The organism is Plantactinospora sp. WMMB782, assembly GCF_049179135.1.
GTDB lineage: Bacteria > Actinomycetota > Actinomycetes > Mycobacteriales > Micromonosporaceae > Plantactinospora.
The window spans coordinates 4,009,526-4,026,622 of record NZ_JBMHMC010000007.1; the positions used below are offsets into that span (position 1 = coordinate 4,009,526).

A 17,097-nucleotide genomic window follows, 5' to 3' on the forward strand; every position below is an offset into this window, starting at 1 on the left:
CCAGACGAGGTCCGGCTCCCGGTGACGCCTGGCTTCATCGCAACACCCGACGTAGGCTCCGCCGCACCAGTTGACGGGCCCGCTCCGACCGGAAGCGGACCCGCCGCCCCGTTCGTCGCACCGGATCCGCGCCGGTGTGCGGACCGCATCGAGGAGACCGGCACATGGGCTCGCCCCAGACCCTGCACGACTTCGTGCTGAACCTGCTGACCAATCCGGACGCCCGGTCGGCCTTCGAGATCGACCCGGAGGGGACGCTGCGCGAGGCCGGTCTGGCCGACATCAGCGTCGCGGACGTGCAGGACGTGGTGCCGCTCGTGGTGGACTACGCCCCGGTGCAGGGTCTCGGTTCGTTCGCGCCGGTCGGCGACGACCCGGGCCTCGGGCAGTTCCAGCTCGACCCGAGCGGCGTCATCGGCCAGTTGCAGAGCGTCGCCACCCAGCTCGGGGTCGGCACACACTCGCCGGCCTCGGACGTCAACGCGGCGACGTTGGGCGCGATGAGCGTTGCGCCGGGCGCGCTCGGCGGGGTCCTGCCCGGGCTCGGCGCCGACCAGCTCTCCGATCCGCTGGGTCTGGTCGATCCGCTGGTGCCGACCGAGGTGGACGTCGCCGACACCCTCGACTCCGAGGTGGCCGAGCCGGTGCTCACCGACGCCACCGACGCGGTCGGCACGACCGACGGCCCGGTCGGCAGCACCGTCGACGGCAACCAGCTCGGGCTGGTCGACTTCGCCGGTGACACCGTGCAGGGCACCTTGGACGGCGTGACCGGCCTGGTCGGCTCGCTCGGCGTCGGCGGCACGGTCGGCGGCGTGACGGACACCGTCGGCGGCGTCACGGACACGGTGGGTGGCGTGACCGGCACGGTCACCGGGGTCGGTGACGCGCTGGACCTCGAACCACTCGACTCCACCGGTTCGCCGGTGCTGGACGGCACCACCGCCGGGGTGACCGAGCTGACCGACAACCTCGGCAACACTCTGAGTGACACCACCTCGGGTGTCCTCGGCAACAGCGGCACCGCCGGAGAAGTAGACGCCTCCACCTCCGGCGGCCTCCTGGGGATCACGGACGACCTTCTCTGAGCGCAGGAAGTCCGTGAGGCCCGCCGAAGGCCGGACCGTGGTCCCACGGTCCGGCCTTCGGTCCTCTTGATAATTCCGACGCAACCGGCACACTTGGTGCGTGATGGCGCCCAGCTGGCTTGACGTACTCGACGAGGTCGTGCGGGTCTCCGGCTCGCACGGCCGGGGCGACCTGACCTCGTGGCTCCGGCGTCGCCGGGCCCAACTGCTGGACCCGAGACTTCGGGTACTGGTCGTCGGCGAAGCCAAGCAGGGCAAGAGCCAACTCGTGAACGCACTGCTCAACGCCTCGGTCTGCCCGGTCGGCGAGGGGATCAGCACCACCATCCCGACCGTGGTCGGACACGCGCAGACCCCGACCGCCGCCCTGGTCTGGAGCCCGCCACCGGTCGCCGAACAGCCGGCGCGACGCCCCGCCGACGGTCAGCAACCCCGGCGGCTGTCCGGCCCGGAGGGGACGCCGGAGCGACGCGGTCCGGTCGCTCCGCCCACGCCTCCGCTGGCCGCCACCCGCCCGGGTACTGCGGTGCCGAGCCAGGCACACCGGATCGCCGTACCGATCGAGCAGATCGCGGCCCGGATCAGCGGTCGCAGCGGCGGGATCCCGGACCCGGGCCCGGCCGGCACCGGACCGAGCGGCGGCGGGCGTACGGTCGGCGGTGCCGGCGGGTCCGGACGGCGTCCGGGCGGCGGGCTGGAACATGCCGAGATCGGGATCCCCCGGGCGTTGCTCGCCTCCGGACTCGTGCTCGTCGACACCCCGGGAGCGGACGGCACCGATCCGGGCCGGGCGATCAGTCCGGCCGCCACCCCGAGCCAGGCCGACCTGGTGCTGCTGGTCTCGGACGTGACCCGGGAACTCTCCGTCGCCGAGCTGGACCTGCTGCTGCACATCGCGCGGTCGCACGCCAACCTGGCCGTGGTGCAGAGCAAGATCGACATGGTGCCGCACTGGCGCAGCGTGGTGGAGCGCAACCGGCAGCACCTCGCCGACGCGGGAGTGGTGGCGGCGCTGATCCCGGTCTCCGCGACACTGCGGCTACAGGCGGCCCGGAGCAACGACAAGCAACTCAACGCCGAGTCGCACTTTCCCGAGCTGATCAGCCGGATCAAGCGCGACCAGGCAGGCAAGGCCGACGCGCTGGCCAGGGCGGCGGTCGCGCAGACCACCCGTACCGTCGTCGAGCAGCTCGCCGCCCCGCTCCGGGCCGAACTGGAGGTCGCCAAGGAGGCCGCCGACGAACACTCCGGCCCGATCTCGAAACTGCACGCCGCCCAGCGCGAGGTCGACGAGTTGCGCCGCTGCTCCGTGCGCTGGCAGAACACCCTCAACGACGAGATGGCCGACCTGATCTCCGACGTCGAGTACGACCTGCGGGACCGTACCCGGCAGATCCTCCGCAAGGTGGACGAGGCGTTCGACAAGGCCGACCCGCTCACCGGCTGGGAGACCTTCCAGGAGTGGCTGACGGAGAACCTCACCGACGCGGCGGAGGCGAACTACGCCTGGCTGGCCGAGCGCTGCGGCTGGATCGCCAACCGGGTCGCCAGCCAGTTCGACAGGTACGGCTTCGACGCGCTGCCGGGCTGGTCCGTGCGGGTGCCGGAGAACCTGAGCGACCGGATCCAGATCATGGAACAGCCGACAGTGGAGAAGTTCACCCGTACCCAGAAACTCGTCACCGGCCTGCGCGGCTCGTACGGCGGGGTGCTGATGTTCGGCCTGGCCACCACGCTGGCCGGGATGCCGCTGATCAACCCGATCTCGCTCGGCGCCGGTGCGCTGTTCGGCGGCAAGAGTGTCCGCGACGAGGGGAAGTCACTGCTCAAGCGCCGGCAGGCGGCGGTCAAGACGGCGACCCAGCGGCACGTCGACGACTTCTTCCTCCGGCTGAGCAAGGACTGCAAGGACACCGCCCGGCAGGTGCAGCGGATGCTCCGGGACCACTTCACCGCGCTGACCGAGGAGTTGCAGGAGGGCATCGTCCGGTCGTTCCGGACCGCCAAGCAGGCCGCCGAGGCCGACGCGGCCGAGCGCGACCAGCGGCAGCGCCGGCTCGCCCTGGAGATGAAGCGGCTCGCCGACCTCTACGAGAAGGCACAGGTGCTGGCCGGCGCGCAGCCCGTCGGCACCTCCGCCCCGATCAGCTCGGTCGGCCCGGTCGGCCTGGAAGCCGGCTGATGAGTCGGGTGGGACGGCTGGACGAGGCGGCCTGGGGGCTGGTGCACGAGGCGCTGGAGGTCTACGGCAACGACCCGCGGGCCGTCGAGCAGTTGCACCGGCAGTTCACCCGGTTCGAGGAGCCGCTGCGGATCGCCGTCGCCGGCCCCTGGCGCTCCGGCAAGTCGACGCTTGTCAACGCCGTGATGGGCGAGGCGGTCGCGCCGGTCGAGGTGGCCGACGGCCGCCAGGTCTTCACCTGGTACGAGGACGGCCCCGAACCCCGGGTCACCGCGTACCCGGCCAACGGTGCGCCCCGGGACCTGGCGGTGACCCGTACCGCCAGCGGGATGCGGGTGGATCTCGGCGGCGGGCGGTGGGACCAGGTCGACGACATCGTGGTGCAGTGGCCGACGAGGGCGCTGCGGCACGCCGTACTCATCGACACCCCGGCGGTCGCGTCCGGTGCCGAGGCGCGGACGGTCGGTCCGGAGAGCCGGGGCGGGACCGGGCGGCCGGCGATCGGTGCGGGTCCGGCCGCAGGTGGGGACGCCGAGCTGGTCGGCGGTGCCGGTGCGGCCGCCACGGTGCAGCGGATCGTCCGGGAGGCGGATGCCGTGCTGTACCTGAGCCGGGACGGCAGCGGCGACGACCTGCCGGCGTTCCAGGCGGCCCAGTCGGGCTCGGTGGCCCGGGCCGCGCCGGTGAACGTACTCCTGGTGCTGTCCAGAGTGGACGAACTCGCCGGCGGCCGGGTCGACGCGCTGCTCACCGCCCGGCAACTCGCCCGCCGGCACCGCCGCGACCCCCGGGTCAGCGCGCGCTGCCTGAGCGTGGTCGCGGTCGGCGGACTGGTCGCGCTCGCCGGCCGGATGCTCAGCGAGCCCGAGTACGCCGCGTTGGCCGCGCTCGCCGGGCTGCCCCGGGCGGAGACCGACCGGCTGCTGCTCTCCACCGACCGGTTCCTCGCCGCCGACTTCCCGATCCCGCTCGATCTGGAGACCCGGCGCCGGCTGCTGGACCGGCTCGGCATCTTCGGGGTACGCCTGTCGACAACCCTGGTCCGGACCGGCTCCGACAGCCGGGCCCGGCTCGCCGCCGAACTGGTCCGGCGCAGTGGCCTGACCGAGCTGCGCGAGTCGATGACCAGGTATTTCGTCGACCGTGCCCCGGTGTTCAAGGCCCGCGCGGTGCTGATGGCGCTGGAGTCGCTGCTCCGGTCGGAACCCCGGCCGGGCGCGGCCGAGCTGCTGGCCCGGCTGGAGCAGGTGCTCGCCGGCGCGCACGAGTTCCGCGAGCTGCGGCTCTCGGCGGCGCTGCTCGGCGGCCGGTTGCGGTTCGACCCGGAGTTGTCGGCCGAGGCGCAGCGGCTGATCGGCGGGGACGGCGCGAGCCTGGCCGCCCGGCTCGGTGTCGAGCACGACGCCACCGGCGACGAGTTGTGGGCCCGCGGCTCGACGGCCGTACGCCGCTGGCAGGACCTGGCCGAGGACCCGCTGCGCGGCGTCGACCAGCGCCGCGCCGCCCGCGTCGTGGTACGCAGCTGCGAGGGCATCCTCGCCGAACTCAGCTGACTGGCCGCCCCGCACCATCCACCCACCTCGCTCCCGCTCGCAAGATCGTGCTCTCTCGAGCAGAGAATGGCGTTCGCCGTTCGTAAGGAGACTGCTTCCCGCAAAGTACGATCTTGACGCCGGCCAGCGTCGACGCGCCTCGGATAAGACGCGGGATCATGGGACACTTTCTGCCGAACCTTGTCGAGGGCCAATTAGTTGACTGACGTCCTTGGATGTGACAGCCTGGCAAAGGCTGTGACCGACGGGGGGTCAAATTGCCTAGGATCGCTGTTCTTAGAGATCGTCGCGGGGCCAGAACAAGGGTTAGCCTGCCGGCACCGGATCATTCCATCCGTGATCAGAATGTGCGCGCCCTGCTCCCATGTTGAGCGAACACCCGAAGCGTTGCCAAACGTGCCGCGCTGGGCTGCGCTTCAACCTCGCGACGACATCCGACCAAGCCGGGGAGGTGGTCTCGTCATTGCGCGCGCTCCGCCCTGTGTAGAGGGTCGACACCGTCACCGATAGCTCCCCCGAGGAAGCGCAGCCACTGCACAAATTGTTTCTGATCTCTACGGCACTGCAACAATCTACCGAATCTGGAGAGTTTCGTGCGGAAGAAGATCTCACAGGCGTTGATCACCGGCGTTGCGGCTTTCGGCCTGGTCGGCGTGGCGGCCGGGGTGGCAGTTGCCGACTCCTCTTCGGCTCTGGCGTGCACCCTCCGGGCCGACGTACCGAACTCGAACAACGACGCGGTCGTGGGTCGTGAAGGCTGCTCCAACACGGTCGACGGCGAAGGCCGCATCAGGGAGGACCGAAACGCCTGGCCCGACGACACCGTAGGTTCGATCTCCGGCGGTGGCTGGGGCACCAAGACGGTCAACGGGTCCTGCGGCAACGGCCGTGGTAGCTACTACTCTGATTTCAAGTCGAGCACCGGGGCGTCGGCGGCGTCGTCGCGCGCCACCCGCTGCTAGCTTCACTGCGAGTCCCACTACTACGACGGCAAGAGGTATGAGTGACCGGGATCGTCGAGGTTCGAAACCTGTCATTCTCGTACGGGAGGCGTCGGGCCTTGACCGGCGCCTCCTGGACGATCGGTCCGGGGGTGACCGCCCTGCTGGGTCCGAACGGGTCGGGAAAGACCACATTGCTCAAGTGCATGGTGGGTCTGGCACGCCCAAGCCACGGTCAAGTGATCATCGATGGTCGGGACGTCAGCGACGGTAAGGCGGCGCAGGCGTTACTTGGGTACGTACCGCAGAACCCGTCGCTTCCCGGGCTGGCGAAGGTGCGCGACCTCGTCGGCTATGCGGCCTGGCTGAGTGGGCTGGCAGCGGCGCGGACGGACGATGCGGTCGAGATTGCACTGCGCAGGATGCAGGCCTCGGACCTGGCATCCCGGAGGATCCGCACCCTCAGCGGCGGGCAGCGTCAACGGGTCGCACTGGCCACCGGCATCGTGCACGATCCGCGCATCCTCGTCCTGGACGAGCCGACCGTCGGTCTCGACCCGGGGCAGCGGCTCAAGGTGCGGCAGGTGATCCAGCAGTTCGCCGTCGAGCGGCCGGTCGTGCTGTCGACCCACATGACCGAGGATGTCGAACACCTCGCGGACTCGGTCGCTGTCCTGGTCGGCGGAAAGATCCAGTACCAGGGCCCGATCTCGCAGTTGAGCATTCCCGAGGCGTCCGGTGACGGCCGTCCGGGGTCGCCGTTCGAGCGCGCCTACGACGATCTGATCGTCTCCCTCGGCGGCTCCGAATGAGACGCCTGCGCCTGCTGTTCGGCTGGCCCGGGCCCGTGTGGGTCTTCCCGGCCGCGGGCGCTGTTCAGGCGACCGCCTCGTTCCTGGCAACCAGGGACGTCGTCGGATCCGACTACGTCACCTGGTCGGCTGTCGCAACCTCCTGGCACGAGTCGCTCTGGATCCCGGGATCACTGTTGGCCGGGGTGGCCGCCGCGCTCGGCGCGACATATTTCCCCCGGGCGTCACCGGTGGCCGCGGCGCTGCGGCCGAGGGTGGGCGGCGGCCTGTTCCTCGTCCACGGGCTCGCCCTGGCGCTCTGGCTCTGCCTGGGACATACCCTCGGGTTGGCCCCGGCGCACCTCGCCGCGGCGCGGGAGGCGACCGCCGGTGCGTTGGCCCCCCAGGACGTGCTCGTCGGTCTGGCCGGGGTGACCACATTGGCGGTGCTCGGGTTCTGCGCCGGTGCTGCCGTCCGGCACTGGGTGATCGCCCCTGCCGTCGCGGTTCTGGCCTTCGCGGTGATGGGTCTGCCGAACGAGCCGCTGTTCATGCCGATCGGGCTCTTGCTGCCGGTGCGGCAGTGGACTCCCAGCTCGCCCAGGTTCGAGACGAACCCCGCGACCGCCGCCTTCGCCGTCGTCGCCTCCATCGGGATCTGCCTGCTTGCCGCCTCTCTCGCGTCGTGGGCCGCGTCCCGTGGATCGGTTCACCGACAGGGCCGGCGGCTGGTCACCTGGCTGGCCGTGTTGGGTGCCCTGACCGCGATCGCCTTCGCGTGGCGTCCTGCGCTCACGGTGGTGGACCGTCCCGTACCCCGCCTGTGCCAGCAGGTCGACGGCGCAGAGGTGTGCCTGCACGCGGCGAACCAGCCGGCTATGGCCCGTACCGTCGATGTCGTGGCGCGGTTGCGGGTCGCCGGACTGGCTCCGATGCTGCACCGGGTGACCGATGTCGCCGTATCCGATCACGACACCGCACGCGCTGGAGAGGCCCTCGTCAACCTGGACCCGAGCCCACGGGACCGAAGGTTCCTCGCCACCACGATTCCCGACCAGGTTGCCCTGCAGGTGAGCGAAGCCGTCACGCTCGGCGGCTGCCTCCGGCCCGGCCAGACCGCCGAAAGCTACGACGCCGCCACCGTCCTCTACGCACGGGTTCTCGAACTGGCCGGATTCGAGGAGCTGGCCGGCGCCTTCGGCCCCGCCGAACCGTCACCGGAGGCGCGGAAGCTGACCACCATGGACGCCGAGCAGATCGGCGCATTCGTCCAGACCAACCAGGAGTTGATCAGCTCGTGCCGGCTGTCCGCCGTTCTCGGGTGACGGGAATCCGCGCCGCAGGACTGTGGCACGTCCGTGGTGGCCCGCTCGCGATGACCGTCATCGTTGCCGCACTGCTGTTCACGGCGTTGTTTCCCGAGCTGAGCCTCTCGGTGAGTGTGGTGTTCGACCTGCCGGCCCGGGGTGTGGGCACGCCGGAGATCGTCGCGGTCGCACTGGCCAGCGTCCTTCCCGCCATCACCGTTCCGCGATTCGACAGCCGCGAACTCACCGCCGGACTGTCGGCCCGGATCGGGCACCTGGCCTACTCCGGGGCCACGCTCGCCGCACCCCTGACCGTCCTGCCGACCTGGTACTGGGTGATCGGACTGAGCCATCCCGAGGAGGAGTTCCCACCCCTGCACGGGTTGATCGGCAACGTGGTCGTCTTCGCATGCCTCGGCGCCATCCTGTGCCTGACGCTCGGCCCGCTGGCCTCCGTCGTGGTCACCCCGGCACTCTTCGCGGGTTTCGTGGTCGCCCAGCATGCGGCACCGAACTCGCTCCTCACCGACGAGTTCGCCACCGGCCGCTCCTGGCACACCAACTACCTGGTCACTGTTGCCATGGTCCTGCTGACCCTCGCCCTCGGTTGGCGGCTACACGCCATCCCCCGGCCCAACCGCCCCTGACCCGCCGACCCGGTTCCGCCAGGCTCCGCCACCCCGCAGGATCGTGCTCTTCCTGGGAAGGCGTGACCTCCGCCGGTCGTGAGGGCCCCCTCCCCGGAACGAGCACGGTCCTGCCGCAAGTTGGCACCCCTCCGGACCGGCGCCGTCAGGCGTGTATGGGATGAGGGGGTGGGTGTGAACGCTGAGGAGTCCTTCCGCGCGTACGTCGGAGCGCGGCTAACCGCGCTGTCCCGGGTGGCGTACCTGCTCACCGGCGACCGGCATCTCGCGGAGGATCTCGTCCAGTCGGCGCTGTTGAAGGTGGCCGGGCACTGGGAGCGGGTGGTGGCCTCCGGCGATCCGGAGGCGTACGTCCGGCGGGTCCTCTACCACCAGCACGTCTCGTGGTGGCGGCGTCGGCGTCCGTTGGCGATCCCGCACGCCGACGTCCCGGACCGGGTAGTGCCGGACGGCACCGGTCAACTCGACACCTCCATCGTGATCCGCCGGGCGCTGTCCCGACTCGCGCCGCGACAGCGGGCCGCGCTGGTGCTGCGCTATTTCGAGGACCTGACCGAGGCGCAGACGGCCGAGGTGCTCGGCTGCTCGGTCGGCACGGTCAAGAGCCAGGTGCGGGACGGGCTGGCCCGGCTGCGCGCCATGGCACCGGAGCTGAGCGACCTGGACGGCGTCCGCGACCTGGACGGCGTCCGCGACCTGGACGGCGTCCGCGACCTGGACGGCGTCCGCGACCTGGACGGCGTTCGGGCGCCCGGCCGGCCTCCTGGAGCCGGGCCAGCACTTCAGGTGCCGGCGGGGGAGAGGAGTGCCGACAATGGATGAGCGGATACGTGGCGCGCTTACCGCACAGGCCGACGAGATGGCACCGGTCCGGCTGCCCGACGACCTGTGGCGTCGCGGGCGGCGTCGGCGACGGGTCCGGCTCGCCGCCGTGGCCGGTGCCGCCGTGCTGTTGGCCGGTGCGGTGCTGGCGCCGTCGCTGCTCACCGGATCGTCGCCGGGGCCCTCTCGGGTGGTGGGGGACGGCTCGGCGGCAGGTGAGCCTGCGGTACCCGGTCGGGTGGAGGTGCCGTGGCTGTGGCAGGCCACCGCCCGGCAGTGGGCGCCGGGGCCGGCGACGATCATGTTCTTCACCGGTGCGACCCGCTACTTCGAGGACACCGGGGTGGTGGTGGGGCGGGACGGCGCCTACCGGTTGGTGTACCTCGACATCGGCGAGACCCGGGGAGTGCTCTCCCCGGACGGTCGGTACTACGCGCGTTTCGGCCCCGCCCTGCTCGACCTGGCCACCGGAGACGAACGCCAGCTCGGCCGCGCATCCGGCTCCGGATCGGGCTCCCGCTCCTCGTCCGCGTCCGGCAGGGGCCTCACCCCGCTGGCCTGGTCGCCGGACGGGCGCTGGCTCGTGTGCGGGCGGAACAACGACGACGAGGGCATCTCGTACGGCCCGGACGGGCAGCAGTTGAACGATCCGGAGCACCCCGACGATCTCGTCGCCGTGGACACCACCACCGGGGAGTTCCGCGACCTGGTCAAGGGCGGCCAACAGGCGTACGGGACGGCGGCGTACTCCCCGGACGGCGCCTCCGTGGCGGTCGCCAGCCAGCACGCGGTCGACGGGGAGCGGCGGCTCGCCGTGCTCGACGTCGCCACGGGACGGGAACGGTGGAGCCTGGACCTCGGCCACCGGCAGTTGGGCGGTACCGGAGCATGGAGCCCGGACGGCAGGCGGCTGGCGATTCTCGCGGTCGACGGCTGCACCGATTTCTGCGACGAGAGCGGACTCGCGGCACAGCGTTGGCGGATCGAGTTCGTCGACGCCGGTACGGGCGCGAGCGCCGGGGCACCGATCGCGCTGCCGGGCCGGCCGGGCGAGGTACTCGGCTGGCGGGCGGGGGTCGAGCCGGTGCTGTCGTACACCCCCGGTGCCGAGCTGACGTCCCGGCACACGGTGTTGGTGGCGGTGAACCGGAACGGCGAGCTGGAGCTGCTTGTCGACGCGGCCGACGAGGTCACCGGGATGGCGGTGCCCCGTCAGTTGGTCGAGGCGGGGCGGTTCGGCGGTCCGTCCCCGGGTCCGTCCCCGTTCGCCGCCCAGTGGTGGGCACTGCTGTCGGCGGGTCTGGTGCTGGCCCCGGTGCTCGGCTGGTTCGTCCGGTGGTGCCGGCGGTTCGTCGGCAGGCGAAGAGCCCACCGACGAACCGAGGCGCCCGGGTGAGGGCTTGCGGGCTTCTCACATCCGGTCCGGGGTGGCGATGCCGAGCAGGTGCAGGCCGTGCCGGAGGACCCGGGCGGTGAGGTCGCAGAGGACGAGCCGGCTGTCCCGGACGGCCGGCTCGGCGCGGAGTACCGGGCAGTGTTCGAAGAAGCCGCTGAACGCGACCGCCACCGCGTGGAGGTGGGCGGCGAGGCGGTGGAGTTCGAGCGTCTCCGCCACGGTGTCGACGACCGTCGGGAAGGCGAGCAGTTCGAGTACCAGGGCCCGTTCGGCGGGCGCGACGACCGCGACGGGTACGCCGGCCGGGGCTGGCTGTCCGGCCCGCCGGAAGATGGACCTGATCCGCGCGTGCGCGTACTGGAGGTACGGGGCGGTGTTGCCGGAGAGGGCGAGCATCCGGTCCCAGTCGAAGACGTAGTCCCTGGTCCGGTCGGCGGAGAGGTCGGCGTACTTGACCGCGCCGACGCCTATCGCCCGGCCCAGGGCGGCGGCGGTCGCCGGGTCCAGGTCCGGGTTCTTCTGCCGGGCCAGCGCCGCCGCCCGGTCCACCGCCTCGTCCAGCAGTTCGACCAGCTTCACCGAGTCACCGGACCGGCTGGCCAGTTTCCGGCCGTCCGGCCCGAGCACCAGCCCGAAGCCGACGTGTTCGGCACGGGCCGGCGGACGTAGCCAGCCGGCCTGCCGGGCGACCGCGTACACCATCTCGAAGTGTTGCCGCTGCGGCAGGCCGACGACGTAGAGCAGCCGGGTGGCGCCGAGTTCCCCGATCCGGTGGCGGAGCGCGGCGAGGTCGGTGGCGGCGTACCCGTAACCGCCGTCCCGTTTGCGCACGATCAGCGGGACCGGCTCGCCGTCCCGGCCGGGGAAGCCGGCCGGGAAGGCGCAGGCCGCGTCGCCGCTCTCGACGAGCAGGCCGAGCCGGTCGAGTTCGTCGGTGACCGGGCCGAGCATCGGGTTGTAGTGGCTCTCGCCGACGAAGTCGGCCCGGGTCAGCAGCACGTCGAGCCGGTCGTAGACGGCCAGGAAGTACGATTCCGACTCGGCGACCAGCAGCCGCCAGAGCCGCAGCGTCGCCTCGTCGCCGCCCTGGAGTGCGACCACCCGCTGCCGGGCCCGTTCCCGGAACGTCCCGTCGGCGTCGAACTTGACTCGCGCTCCCTTGTAGAACGAGTCCAGGTCGCCGATGGACAGCTCGGCCACCGCCGCCGACTCGCCGAGGTCGACCAGGTGCTCGATCAGCATCCCGAACGGGGTGCCCCAGTCGCCGAGGTGGTTGGCCCGGACCACCCGATGCCCGAGCCAGTCGAGCAGCCGGGCGACGGCGTCGCCGATGATGGTGGACCGGAGGTGGCCGACGTGCATCTCCTTGGCCACGTTCGGGGCCGAGTAGTCGACCACCACGGTTTCGGGGGTGGTGGTGACGGGCACGCCGAGTCGGGGGTCGGCGGCCATCGTCGACACCAGGTCGCCGAGCAGGCGGTCGGAGACGGTGAGGTTGACGAAGCCGGGGCCGGAGACGGTGACCGCCGAGCAGAGGTCGGCCAGTGCGGCCCGCTCGACCACCTCGGCGGCGATCTCCCGGGGTGGCCGGCCGAGCCGGCGGGCCAGGGACAGCGCCGCCTCGGCCTGGAAGTCCGCGTGCCGGGAGCGCCGGACCACCGGATCCACAAACCGATCCGGCAGGTCCGTCGGATCGACCGGGTCCACCGGGCCGGCTGCGGCGACGGCCGCGAACGACCGCGCCAGCCGGTCGCTGAGCAGGCTTTCGAGATTCATCCGGGTACGCCTTCCTCGCTCCGGTCCGTTGACCGGACCACCGGTGCTGGGAGCGGATCGATCGCGTACGGCGGCACCGGCGGATCGATTCCGCCGGTGGTGATCGGAGTGGTCAGCCCAGGCGGTCTCGGCGGGCTCGGGAACGAGCCACCGGACGCCGTCGGCTGACAGTGGGGTACGCCGAGGACACCAGCCGACCGGAGAGGTCGGGGTACGCCGCGTCGGCAGGACTGGCCACGGCGCCAGGGTATCCGGAAGTGCGGCCCCGGGGTGTACCGGATTTCCGTGCGCCGGGCATCCCGGGGAGTGTCGCAGTCCTCGGCAGCGTCCGCTCAGCCCGCGGCAAGGGTTCCTGCGCTGCCGAACCACCTGGCCAGCGCGACGTCGAGCGTCCGCTGATCGTCACCGACCCAGGCGACGTACCCGTCCGGCCGGAGCAGCACCGCCGGTACGCCCAACGCGTCGCAGCCGTTCCTGCCGTCCGGGTCGTTCTTGCCGTCCGGGTCGTCCTTGCCGTCCGGGTCGTTCGCGCCGTCCGCGCCGCTCACGCCGTCCCTGCCGTGCGCCGCGACCGGGCCGTGGTCGAGCCGGTCGACCCGGTCGGTCCAGCCGTGCACCGAGAGCCGTCCGGTCTGGTCGAGCAGCAGCCCGTTGCCGGTGCGCATCAGCTCGAAGAGGCGCCCGTGCTGACAGCGGACGTCGCGCAGTCGCCGGCCGAGCAGGGGATGGCCGGTGCCGAAGTCGTACCGGACGCCGATTGCCGTGATCTTCTCGACCAGGAACCGGTTGACGTCGTCGAGGTCCATCAACCGCGCCAGCAGCCGCCGAACCGCCTGCGGTCCGGGCTCGTCGACGGTCAGGTGCAGCTGGGCGCGGGTGTTGTCGAGCACGTCGGCGGCGACCGGATGCCGCTCGGATTCGTAGCTGTCCAGCAGGTCGTCCGGTGCCCAGCCGTGGACTGCCGCCGCCAGCTTCCAGCCGAGGTTGAACGCGTCCTGGATGCCGAGATTGAGCCCCTGCCCGCCCATCGGCGGGTGGACGTGTGCGGCGTCTCCGGCCAGGAACACCCGGCCGACCCGGTAGCGCTCGGCCTGCCGGGTCGCGTCGCCGAAGCGGGACAGCCAGCGAGGGGAGTGCACGCCGAAGTCGGTCCCGGCGTACCTGCGCAGTTGGCGTCTGAACTCCTCGATCGTCGGCGGCACCGAGCGGTCTTCGGCGACGTTCTCCGCCGGTACGACCGCCCGGAACACTCCCGGCCTGCCCGACGGCCCGATCCCGAACCGCTTCTCGGTCTTGCGCACCTCGATCGTCACCGCGGCGACATCGTCCGGGGAGGCCGTCACCTCCATCTCGCCCAGCAGCGTGTCGATCCTCGACGGCTCACCGGGGAATCCGATCCCGAGCAGTTTCCGAACCGTGCTGCGTCCACCGTCGCAGCCGACGACGAACCGTGCCCGCAACGGCCCCGCGGACTCGTCTTCCCCGGGTGTGTTCCGCACGAGGACTGTGACGCCGTCGTCGTGCTGCTCGAGTCCGACCACCGCCGTGCCGCGCCGGATCTCGGCGCCGACCTCGGCGGCATGCTCGGCGAGCAGCCGGTCGGTGAGCGTCTGCGGGATGCCGAGAACGTAGCCGTGTGCGGTGTCCAGGCCGGTGGGGGCGGGCTTCTCGATGCCGGCGAAGAATCCTCGGACGGCGCCGGGGACGATCGGGTGCTGTTTGCCGTTGTCGAGGAACCGCTGCAACAGGCCCCGCTGGTCCAGTATCTCGATACTGCGTACGTGCAGCCCGAGCGATCGTACGAACGGCGGCGGCTCGGTCTCCTTTTCCAGCACGAGCACGTCGACGCCGCGCAGTCGTAATTCGCTCGCCAGCATCATGCCGGTCGGGCCACCGCCGACGACGATGACATCGAACATGGAATCCCCCCGGTTGCCGCTTGTTGTCTTCGGCCGACGATTGTGCGCCACGACGGGGGTCTTGCCGCAAGTCCGGGGGTGCGGTATATGTTGGTAGTGGCAGGGATTTTCCCTGCGTGCGGCTGTGGTTTGCCGACCGGCTATGGATTGGCGACCGGCTACGGATTGGCGACGCCGCGATACACGGCCAGCGCCACGCCGAATCCCAGGAAGTGACTGCTGAGGAGCAAGGTCGCCCCGAGCGCGAAACCCAACTTGCCGGCGTGGGCCGCCAGCGGCGGCTTCGATGCGAAGGCGGTCATCGAGGCCCTGACCGGGCCCCAGCAGTAGGGCCACGCGGTGCCGATCAGCGCCAGTGTGACGAGCGTGATCGTGTTGCTCAGGTTGCTCTCGAATTCCAGGAAGGTCGTCGGCTGGACGGCTGGGTTCGTCGCCGGCCGCTCGACCATCATGCTCGCCATGCGCAGGCCCAGCAGCGTACCCAGGATCGCGCCTATGGCGGCGCGGTTTCCGACCGCCGAGACGAACCGTTTCGTCGGCTCGGACTGCCTCGCCACGATCAGGCAGTAGGCCACGAGGTTCAGCGTCGAGAACGACAGGAATGCTATGACCGCCAGGCCGGCCGCGACCACGTAGCGCGCCGGGCCGGCAATGGTGGTGGGGTCGGCGACGTAACGGGGAGCCAGCCAGCCCGCTGCGATGAGCCCCGAGATCAGCAGCACCGCCAACACCGGCCCGGGTTGCGCGACCTTTTCCATTATGAGGTTGTACTGCGACGCCTCGGCTTCGGCCGGCCCGGTTGTCGTCGAACGGCGAGAATCGGTTCCTGTGGAACGGCCACGGTCGGATGTCGTCGTGCGGCGGCTCGGCTGTCGCGGCGGGCCCGGGTCGACTCGCTCGACCATTGCCTCCGTCTGTCCGCGCCTGTTGCGCCGTCGGGTCCGCTGCTTACCCATCCGCCCTCATCTCGGTGCCGCGCCCTCATTCGCCGATAGTCACTCCCCCCCCCCCCCCCCCCCCCCGGGAATGCCGTCAGCGTACAACCGGGGTTCAACCGTCGACCGATAAGGACCATTCAGATGTGCAGAGTGGAGTTCGGCGGTGATTTGTCTGTGCTGGGGTCGCGCGTGCTACCGCGGAAAGGAGTGCTTGTCGCGGGAATTCGGGGTGCTCGGCTTACGGCCCGTGCCGGAGCACTTCGGGGACGTTGCGGTGGGCCGATTCCTGATAGCCATCCGTCGATGCTTTGGACAGTGCGCCGCCCGACCGGCGAGGTACGGCACCAGTCACACGTCGGGGGCTCGATCTTCCTCCGCCAGTGGGCGGAACCGGTGGCCGACGCGGTGGCCGAGGTGGAACACCGGCGCACCCCGGTCAGCCGCAGGACGTCGACGCCTACTGCGCCGCCCTGCTGGCCCGCTGGGGCTGAGCAGGTGACAGGTTGTCCATTTCGGCCAGTGCGTCGGTGTCGGTGCGACAGGTGTTGCGGGCAATCGTGTTACGGGCGTCGGGTGACCTCGTCGACGAAGGCCCGCCAGGCTGCCGGGGCGAAGGCCAGTACCGGTCCGGTCGTGTCCTTGCTGTCCCGTACGGCCACGACCTCGGACAGGTTGCGGGCCACCTCGACGCAGTCCCCGCCGTTCGTGCTGCTGCGCGTGCTCTTGTGCCACTGGGCGCCGCTCAGGTTCATAGCTGCTCCATCACTTTCCTGATCAGGTCGGCTGACTGCGGTACCGCCAGTGCGCTGCCCCGAATGGCATCCCAGGCCCGACGCAACCGCAACACCTCGGCGGGCTGCTCGACCACCTGCCCGTGCAACTGGTTGTCGAGATAGCCCACGTCCACGTTGGTCGGCAGGGTCGCCAACACGAACGGCCCGCCAAGTCCAGGGTACGACCCGATGTTGGCCGGTACTACCTGGATCTGCACCAGGGGAGTCGCGCTCAGCTTGAGCAGGTGGGCCAACTGGTCCCGCATCACCTCGCGCCCGCCGATCACCCGGCGGATCACGCACTCGTCGACGACGGCGATGACCTGCGGCGGGTCGTCCCGGGTCAGGATGGACTGCCGGTCGAGCCGCTCGGCGACCTTCTGCCGCAACTGTTCGTCGGTGAGCAGCGCGCCACTGAGCAGCGCCTGCGCATACGCCTCGGTCTGGAACAGGCCCGGCAGGACCGCGTTCTGGAAGGACCGCAGGGCGACCGCCTCGCGTTCCTGGTCGATCCACTCGCGCAGCCAGGTCGGGGTGCCGAGCGCGGTGACCAGGCGTTCGTACACCCCGCCCGTCTTCAGGGCCCGGTCGGCACCGGCGATGAAGGCCATCGTCAGGGCCCGGGTCCGTTTCTCGACGGCGCTGACGTGTGAGGCGGAGAAGTTCGCCACCCGCCCGAACGCCTCCTGCGTCGTTCCGGTGCTCTGCCTGCCCTGGCGGATCTCGGAAACGATGAATGCGGCAAGTGGTTCCGGTACTTCGGTCATCAGGATTCCCCAGGAGATAGATCAATTATTCACAGCTCTCCACCGGCCATTCACGCACTGCCTGAATCTGTCAGCCGCACCCACCGGCGGATAAGCCGTTCCCAGCGTAGGGCCTGCTCGTCCAAGGTGGAACCGACACTTTCGGTGGGTCCACCGCACCCGCCACCGGTGATCGGAGAACGCAATTTCCACGGATG

General features: G+C 70.9%; 14 protein-coding genes. 9 read left to right on the plus strand and 5 right to left on the minus strand.

All coding sequences use genetic code 11. The features are described 5' to 3' along the window. The first annotated feature begins 164 nt into the window (after positions 1–164). The 9 genes from ACN28A_RS20370 (at position 165) to ACN28A_RS20410 (ending at position 10,727) form a co-directional block, all read left to right on the plus strand. A complete protein-coding gene (locus ACN28A_RS20370; protein ID WP_421397128.1) occupies positions 165–1,088 on the plus strand; it encodes an IniB N-terminal domain-containing protein in 924 nt (307 codons plus the stop codon). Positions 1,089–1,191: 103 nt separating this feature from the next. Beyond that, positions 1,192–3,270 carry a dynamin family protein gene (locus ACN28A_RS20375; RefSeq protein ID WP_421404535.1) on the plus strand — a complete coding sequence of 693 codons (2,079 nt, stop codon included), beginning with the start codon at positions 1,192–1,194 and terminating at the stop codon, positions 3,268–3,270. Beyond that, positions 3,270–4,823, plus strand: coding sequence for a hypothetical protein (locus tag ACN28A_RS20380; RefSeq protein ID WP_421397129.1), 1,554 nt, complete (start codon positions 3,270–3,272; stop codon positions 4,821–4,823). The genes ACN28A_RS20375 and ACN28A_RS20380 overlap by 1 nt, the downstream gene beginning before the upstream one ends. 593 nt (positions 4,824–5,416) lie before the next feature. Then, positions 5,417–5,785: a hypothetical protein gene (locus ACN28A_RS20385; RefSeq protein ID WP_421391278.1), complete on the plus strand. Its 369-nt coding sequence runs from the start codon at positions 5,417–5,419 to the stop codon at positions 5,783–5,785. 41 nt (positions 5,786–5,826) lie between these two features. Beyond that, positions 5,827–6,576, plus strand: a complete 750-nt coding sequence (locus tag ACN28A_RS20390; protein ID WP_421391279.1) for an ABC transporter ATP-binding protein — start codon at positions 5,827–5,829, stop codon at positions 6,574–6,576. After that, positions 6,573–7,880 carry a hypothetical protein gene (locus tag ACN28A_RS20395; protein WP_421391280.1) on the plus strand — a complete coding sequence of 436 codons (1,308 nt, stop codon included), beginning with the start codon at positions 6,573–6,575 and terminating at the stop codon, positions 7,878–7,880. Before ACN28A_RS20390 ends, ACN28A_RS20395 begins: the two co-directional genes overlap by 4 nt. Positions 7,881–7,930: 50 nt before the next feature. Further along, entirely contained in the window at positions 7,931–8,509 is a 579-nt protein-coding gene (locus ACN28A_RS20400; RefSeq protein WP_421391281.1) for a hypothetical protein, read from the plus strand. Between the two features lie 174 nt (positions 8,510–8,683). After that, positions 8,684–9,331, plus strand: a complete 648-nt coding sequence (locus ACN28A_RS20405; RefSeq protein ID WP_421391283.1) for a SigE family RNA polymerase sigma factor — start codon at positions 8,684–8,686, stop codon at positions 9,329–9,331. After that, the gene (locus tag ACN28A_RS20410) at positions 9,324–10,727 is read left to right on the plus strand and encodes a TolB family protein (protein ID WP_421391284.1); all 1,404 of its coding nucleotides are present in this window, start codon (positions 9,324–9,326) and stop codon (positions 10,725–10,727) included. The genes ACN28A_RS20405 and ACN28A_RS20410 overlap by 8 nt, the downstream gene beginning before the upstream one ends. Positions 10,728–10,742: 15 nt before the next feature. Here the strand turns inward: ACN28A_RS20410 and argS are convergent, their stop codons facing one another. From argS to ACN28A_RS20435, 5 genes are all read right to left on the minus strand, one after another. Beyond that, complete coding sequence (gene argS, locus ACN28A_RS20415) at positions 10,743–12,503, minus strand: arginine--tRNA ligase (RefSeq protein WP_421391286.1); 1,761 nt, start codon at positions 12,501–12,503, stop codon at positions 10,743–10,745. 332 nt (positions 12,504–12,835) lie between these two features. After that, the gene (locus ACN28A_RS20420; protein WP_421391287.1) at positions 12,836–14,422 is read right to left on the minus strand and encodes an FAD-dependent monooxygenase; all 1,587 of its coding nucleotides are present in this window, start codon (positions 14,420–14,422) and stop codon (positions 12,836–12,838) included. Positions 14,423–14,580: 158 nt separating this feature from the next. Beyond that, positions 14,581–15,180 (minus strand): hypothetical protein, encoded by a 600-nt coding sequence (locus tag ACN28A_RS20425; protein ID WP_421391289.1) that lies wholly within the window; start codon positions 15,178–15,180, stop codon positions 14,581–14,583. A gap of 740 nt (positions 15,181–15,920) precedes the next feature. Further along, positions 15,921–16,112: a DUF397 domain-containing protein gene (locus tag ACN28A_RS20430; protein WP_421391290.1), complete on the minus strand. Its 192-nt coding sequence runs from the start codon at positions 16,110–16,112 to the stop codon at positions 15,921–15,923. Next, complete coding sequence (locus tag ACN28A_RS20435; protein WP_421391292.1) at positions 16,109–16,900, minus strand: DUF5753 domain-containing protein; 792 nt, start codon at positions 16,898–16,900, stop codon at positions 16,109–16,111. Before ACN28A_RS20435 ends, ACN28A_RS20430 begins: the two co-directional genes overlap by 4 nt. Positions 16,901–17,097: the final 197 nt, after the last annotated feature.

What these genes read in the sequence shown, in the direction of transcription:
- ACN28A_RS20435 (WP_421391292.1), bottom strand. Translation starts at nt 16,900, where the DNA reads ATGACCGAAGTACCGGAACCACTTGCCGCATTCATCGTTTCCGAGATC.
- ACN28A_RS20380 (WP_421397129.1), top strand. Translation starts at nt 3,270, where the DNA reads ATGAGTCGGGTGGGACGGCTGGACGAGGCGGCCTGGGGGCTGGTGCAC.
- ACN28A_RS20420 (WP_421391287.1), bottom strand. Translation starts at nt 14,422, where the DNA reads ATGTTCGATGTCATCGTCGTCGGCGGTGGCCCGACCGGCATGATGCTG.
- ACN28A_RS20410 (WP_421391284.1), top strand. Translation starts at nt 9,324, where the DNA reads ATGGATGAGCGGATACGTGGCGCGCTTACCGCACAGGCCGACGAGATG.
- ACN28A_RS20395 (WP_421391280.1), top strand. Translation starts at nt 6,573, where the DNA reads ATGAGACGCCTGCGCCTGCTGTTCGGCTGGCCCGGGCCCGTGTGGGTC.
- ACN28A_RS20425 (WP_421391289.1), bottom strand. Translation starts at nt 15,180, where the DNA reads ATGGAAAAGGTCGCGCAACCCGGGCCGGTGTTGGCGGTGCTGCTGATC.
- ACN28A_RS20370 (WP_421397128.1), top strand. Translation starts at nt 165, where the DNA reads ATGGGCTCGCCCCAGACCCTGCACGACTTCGTGCTGAACCTGCTGACC.
- ACN28A_RS20400 (WP_421391281.1), top strand. Translation starts at nt 7,931, where the DNA reads ATGACCGTCATCGTTGCCGCACTGCTGTTCACGGCGTTGTTTCCCGAG.
- ACN28A_RS20430 (WP_421391290.1), bottom strand. Translation starts at nt 16,112, where the DNA reads ATGAACCTGAGCGGCGCCCAGTGGCACAAGAGCACGCGCAGCAGCACG.
- argS (WP_421391286.1), bottom strand. Translation starts at nt 12,503, where the DNA reads ATGAATCTCGAAAGCCTGCTCAGCGACCGGCTGGCGCGGTCGTTCGCG.
- ACN28A_RS20375 (WP_421404535.1), top strand. Translation starts at nt 1,192, where the DNA reads ATGGCGCCCAGCTGGCTTGACGTACTCGACGAGGTCGTGCGGGTCTCC.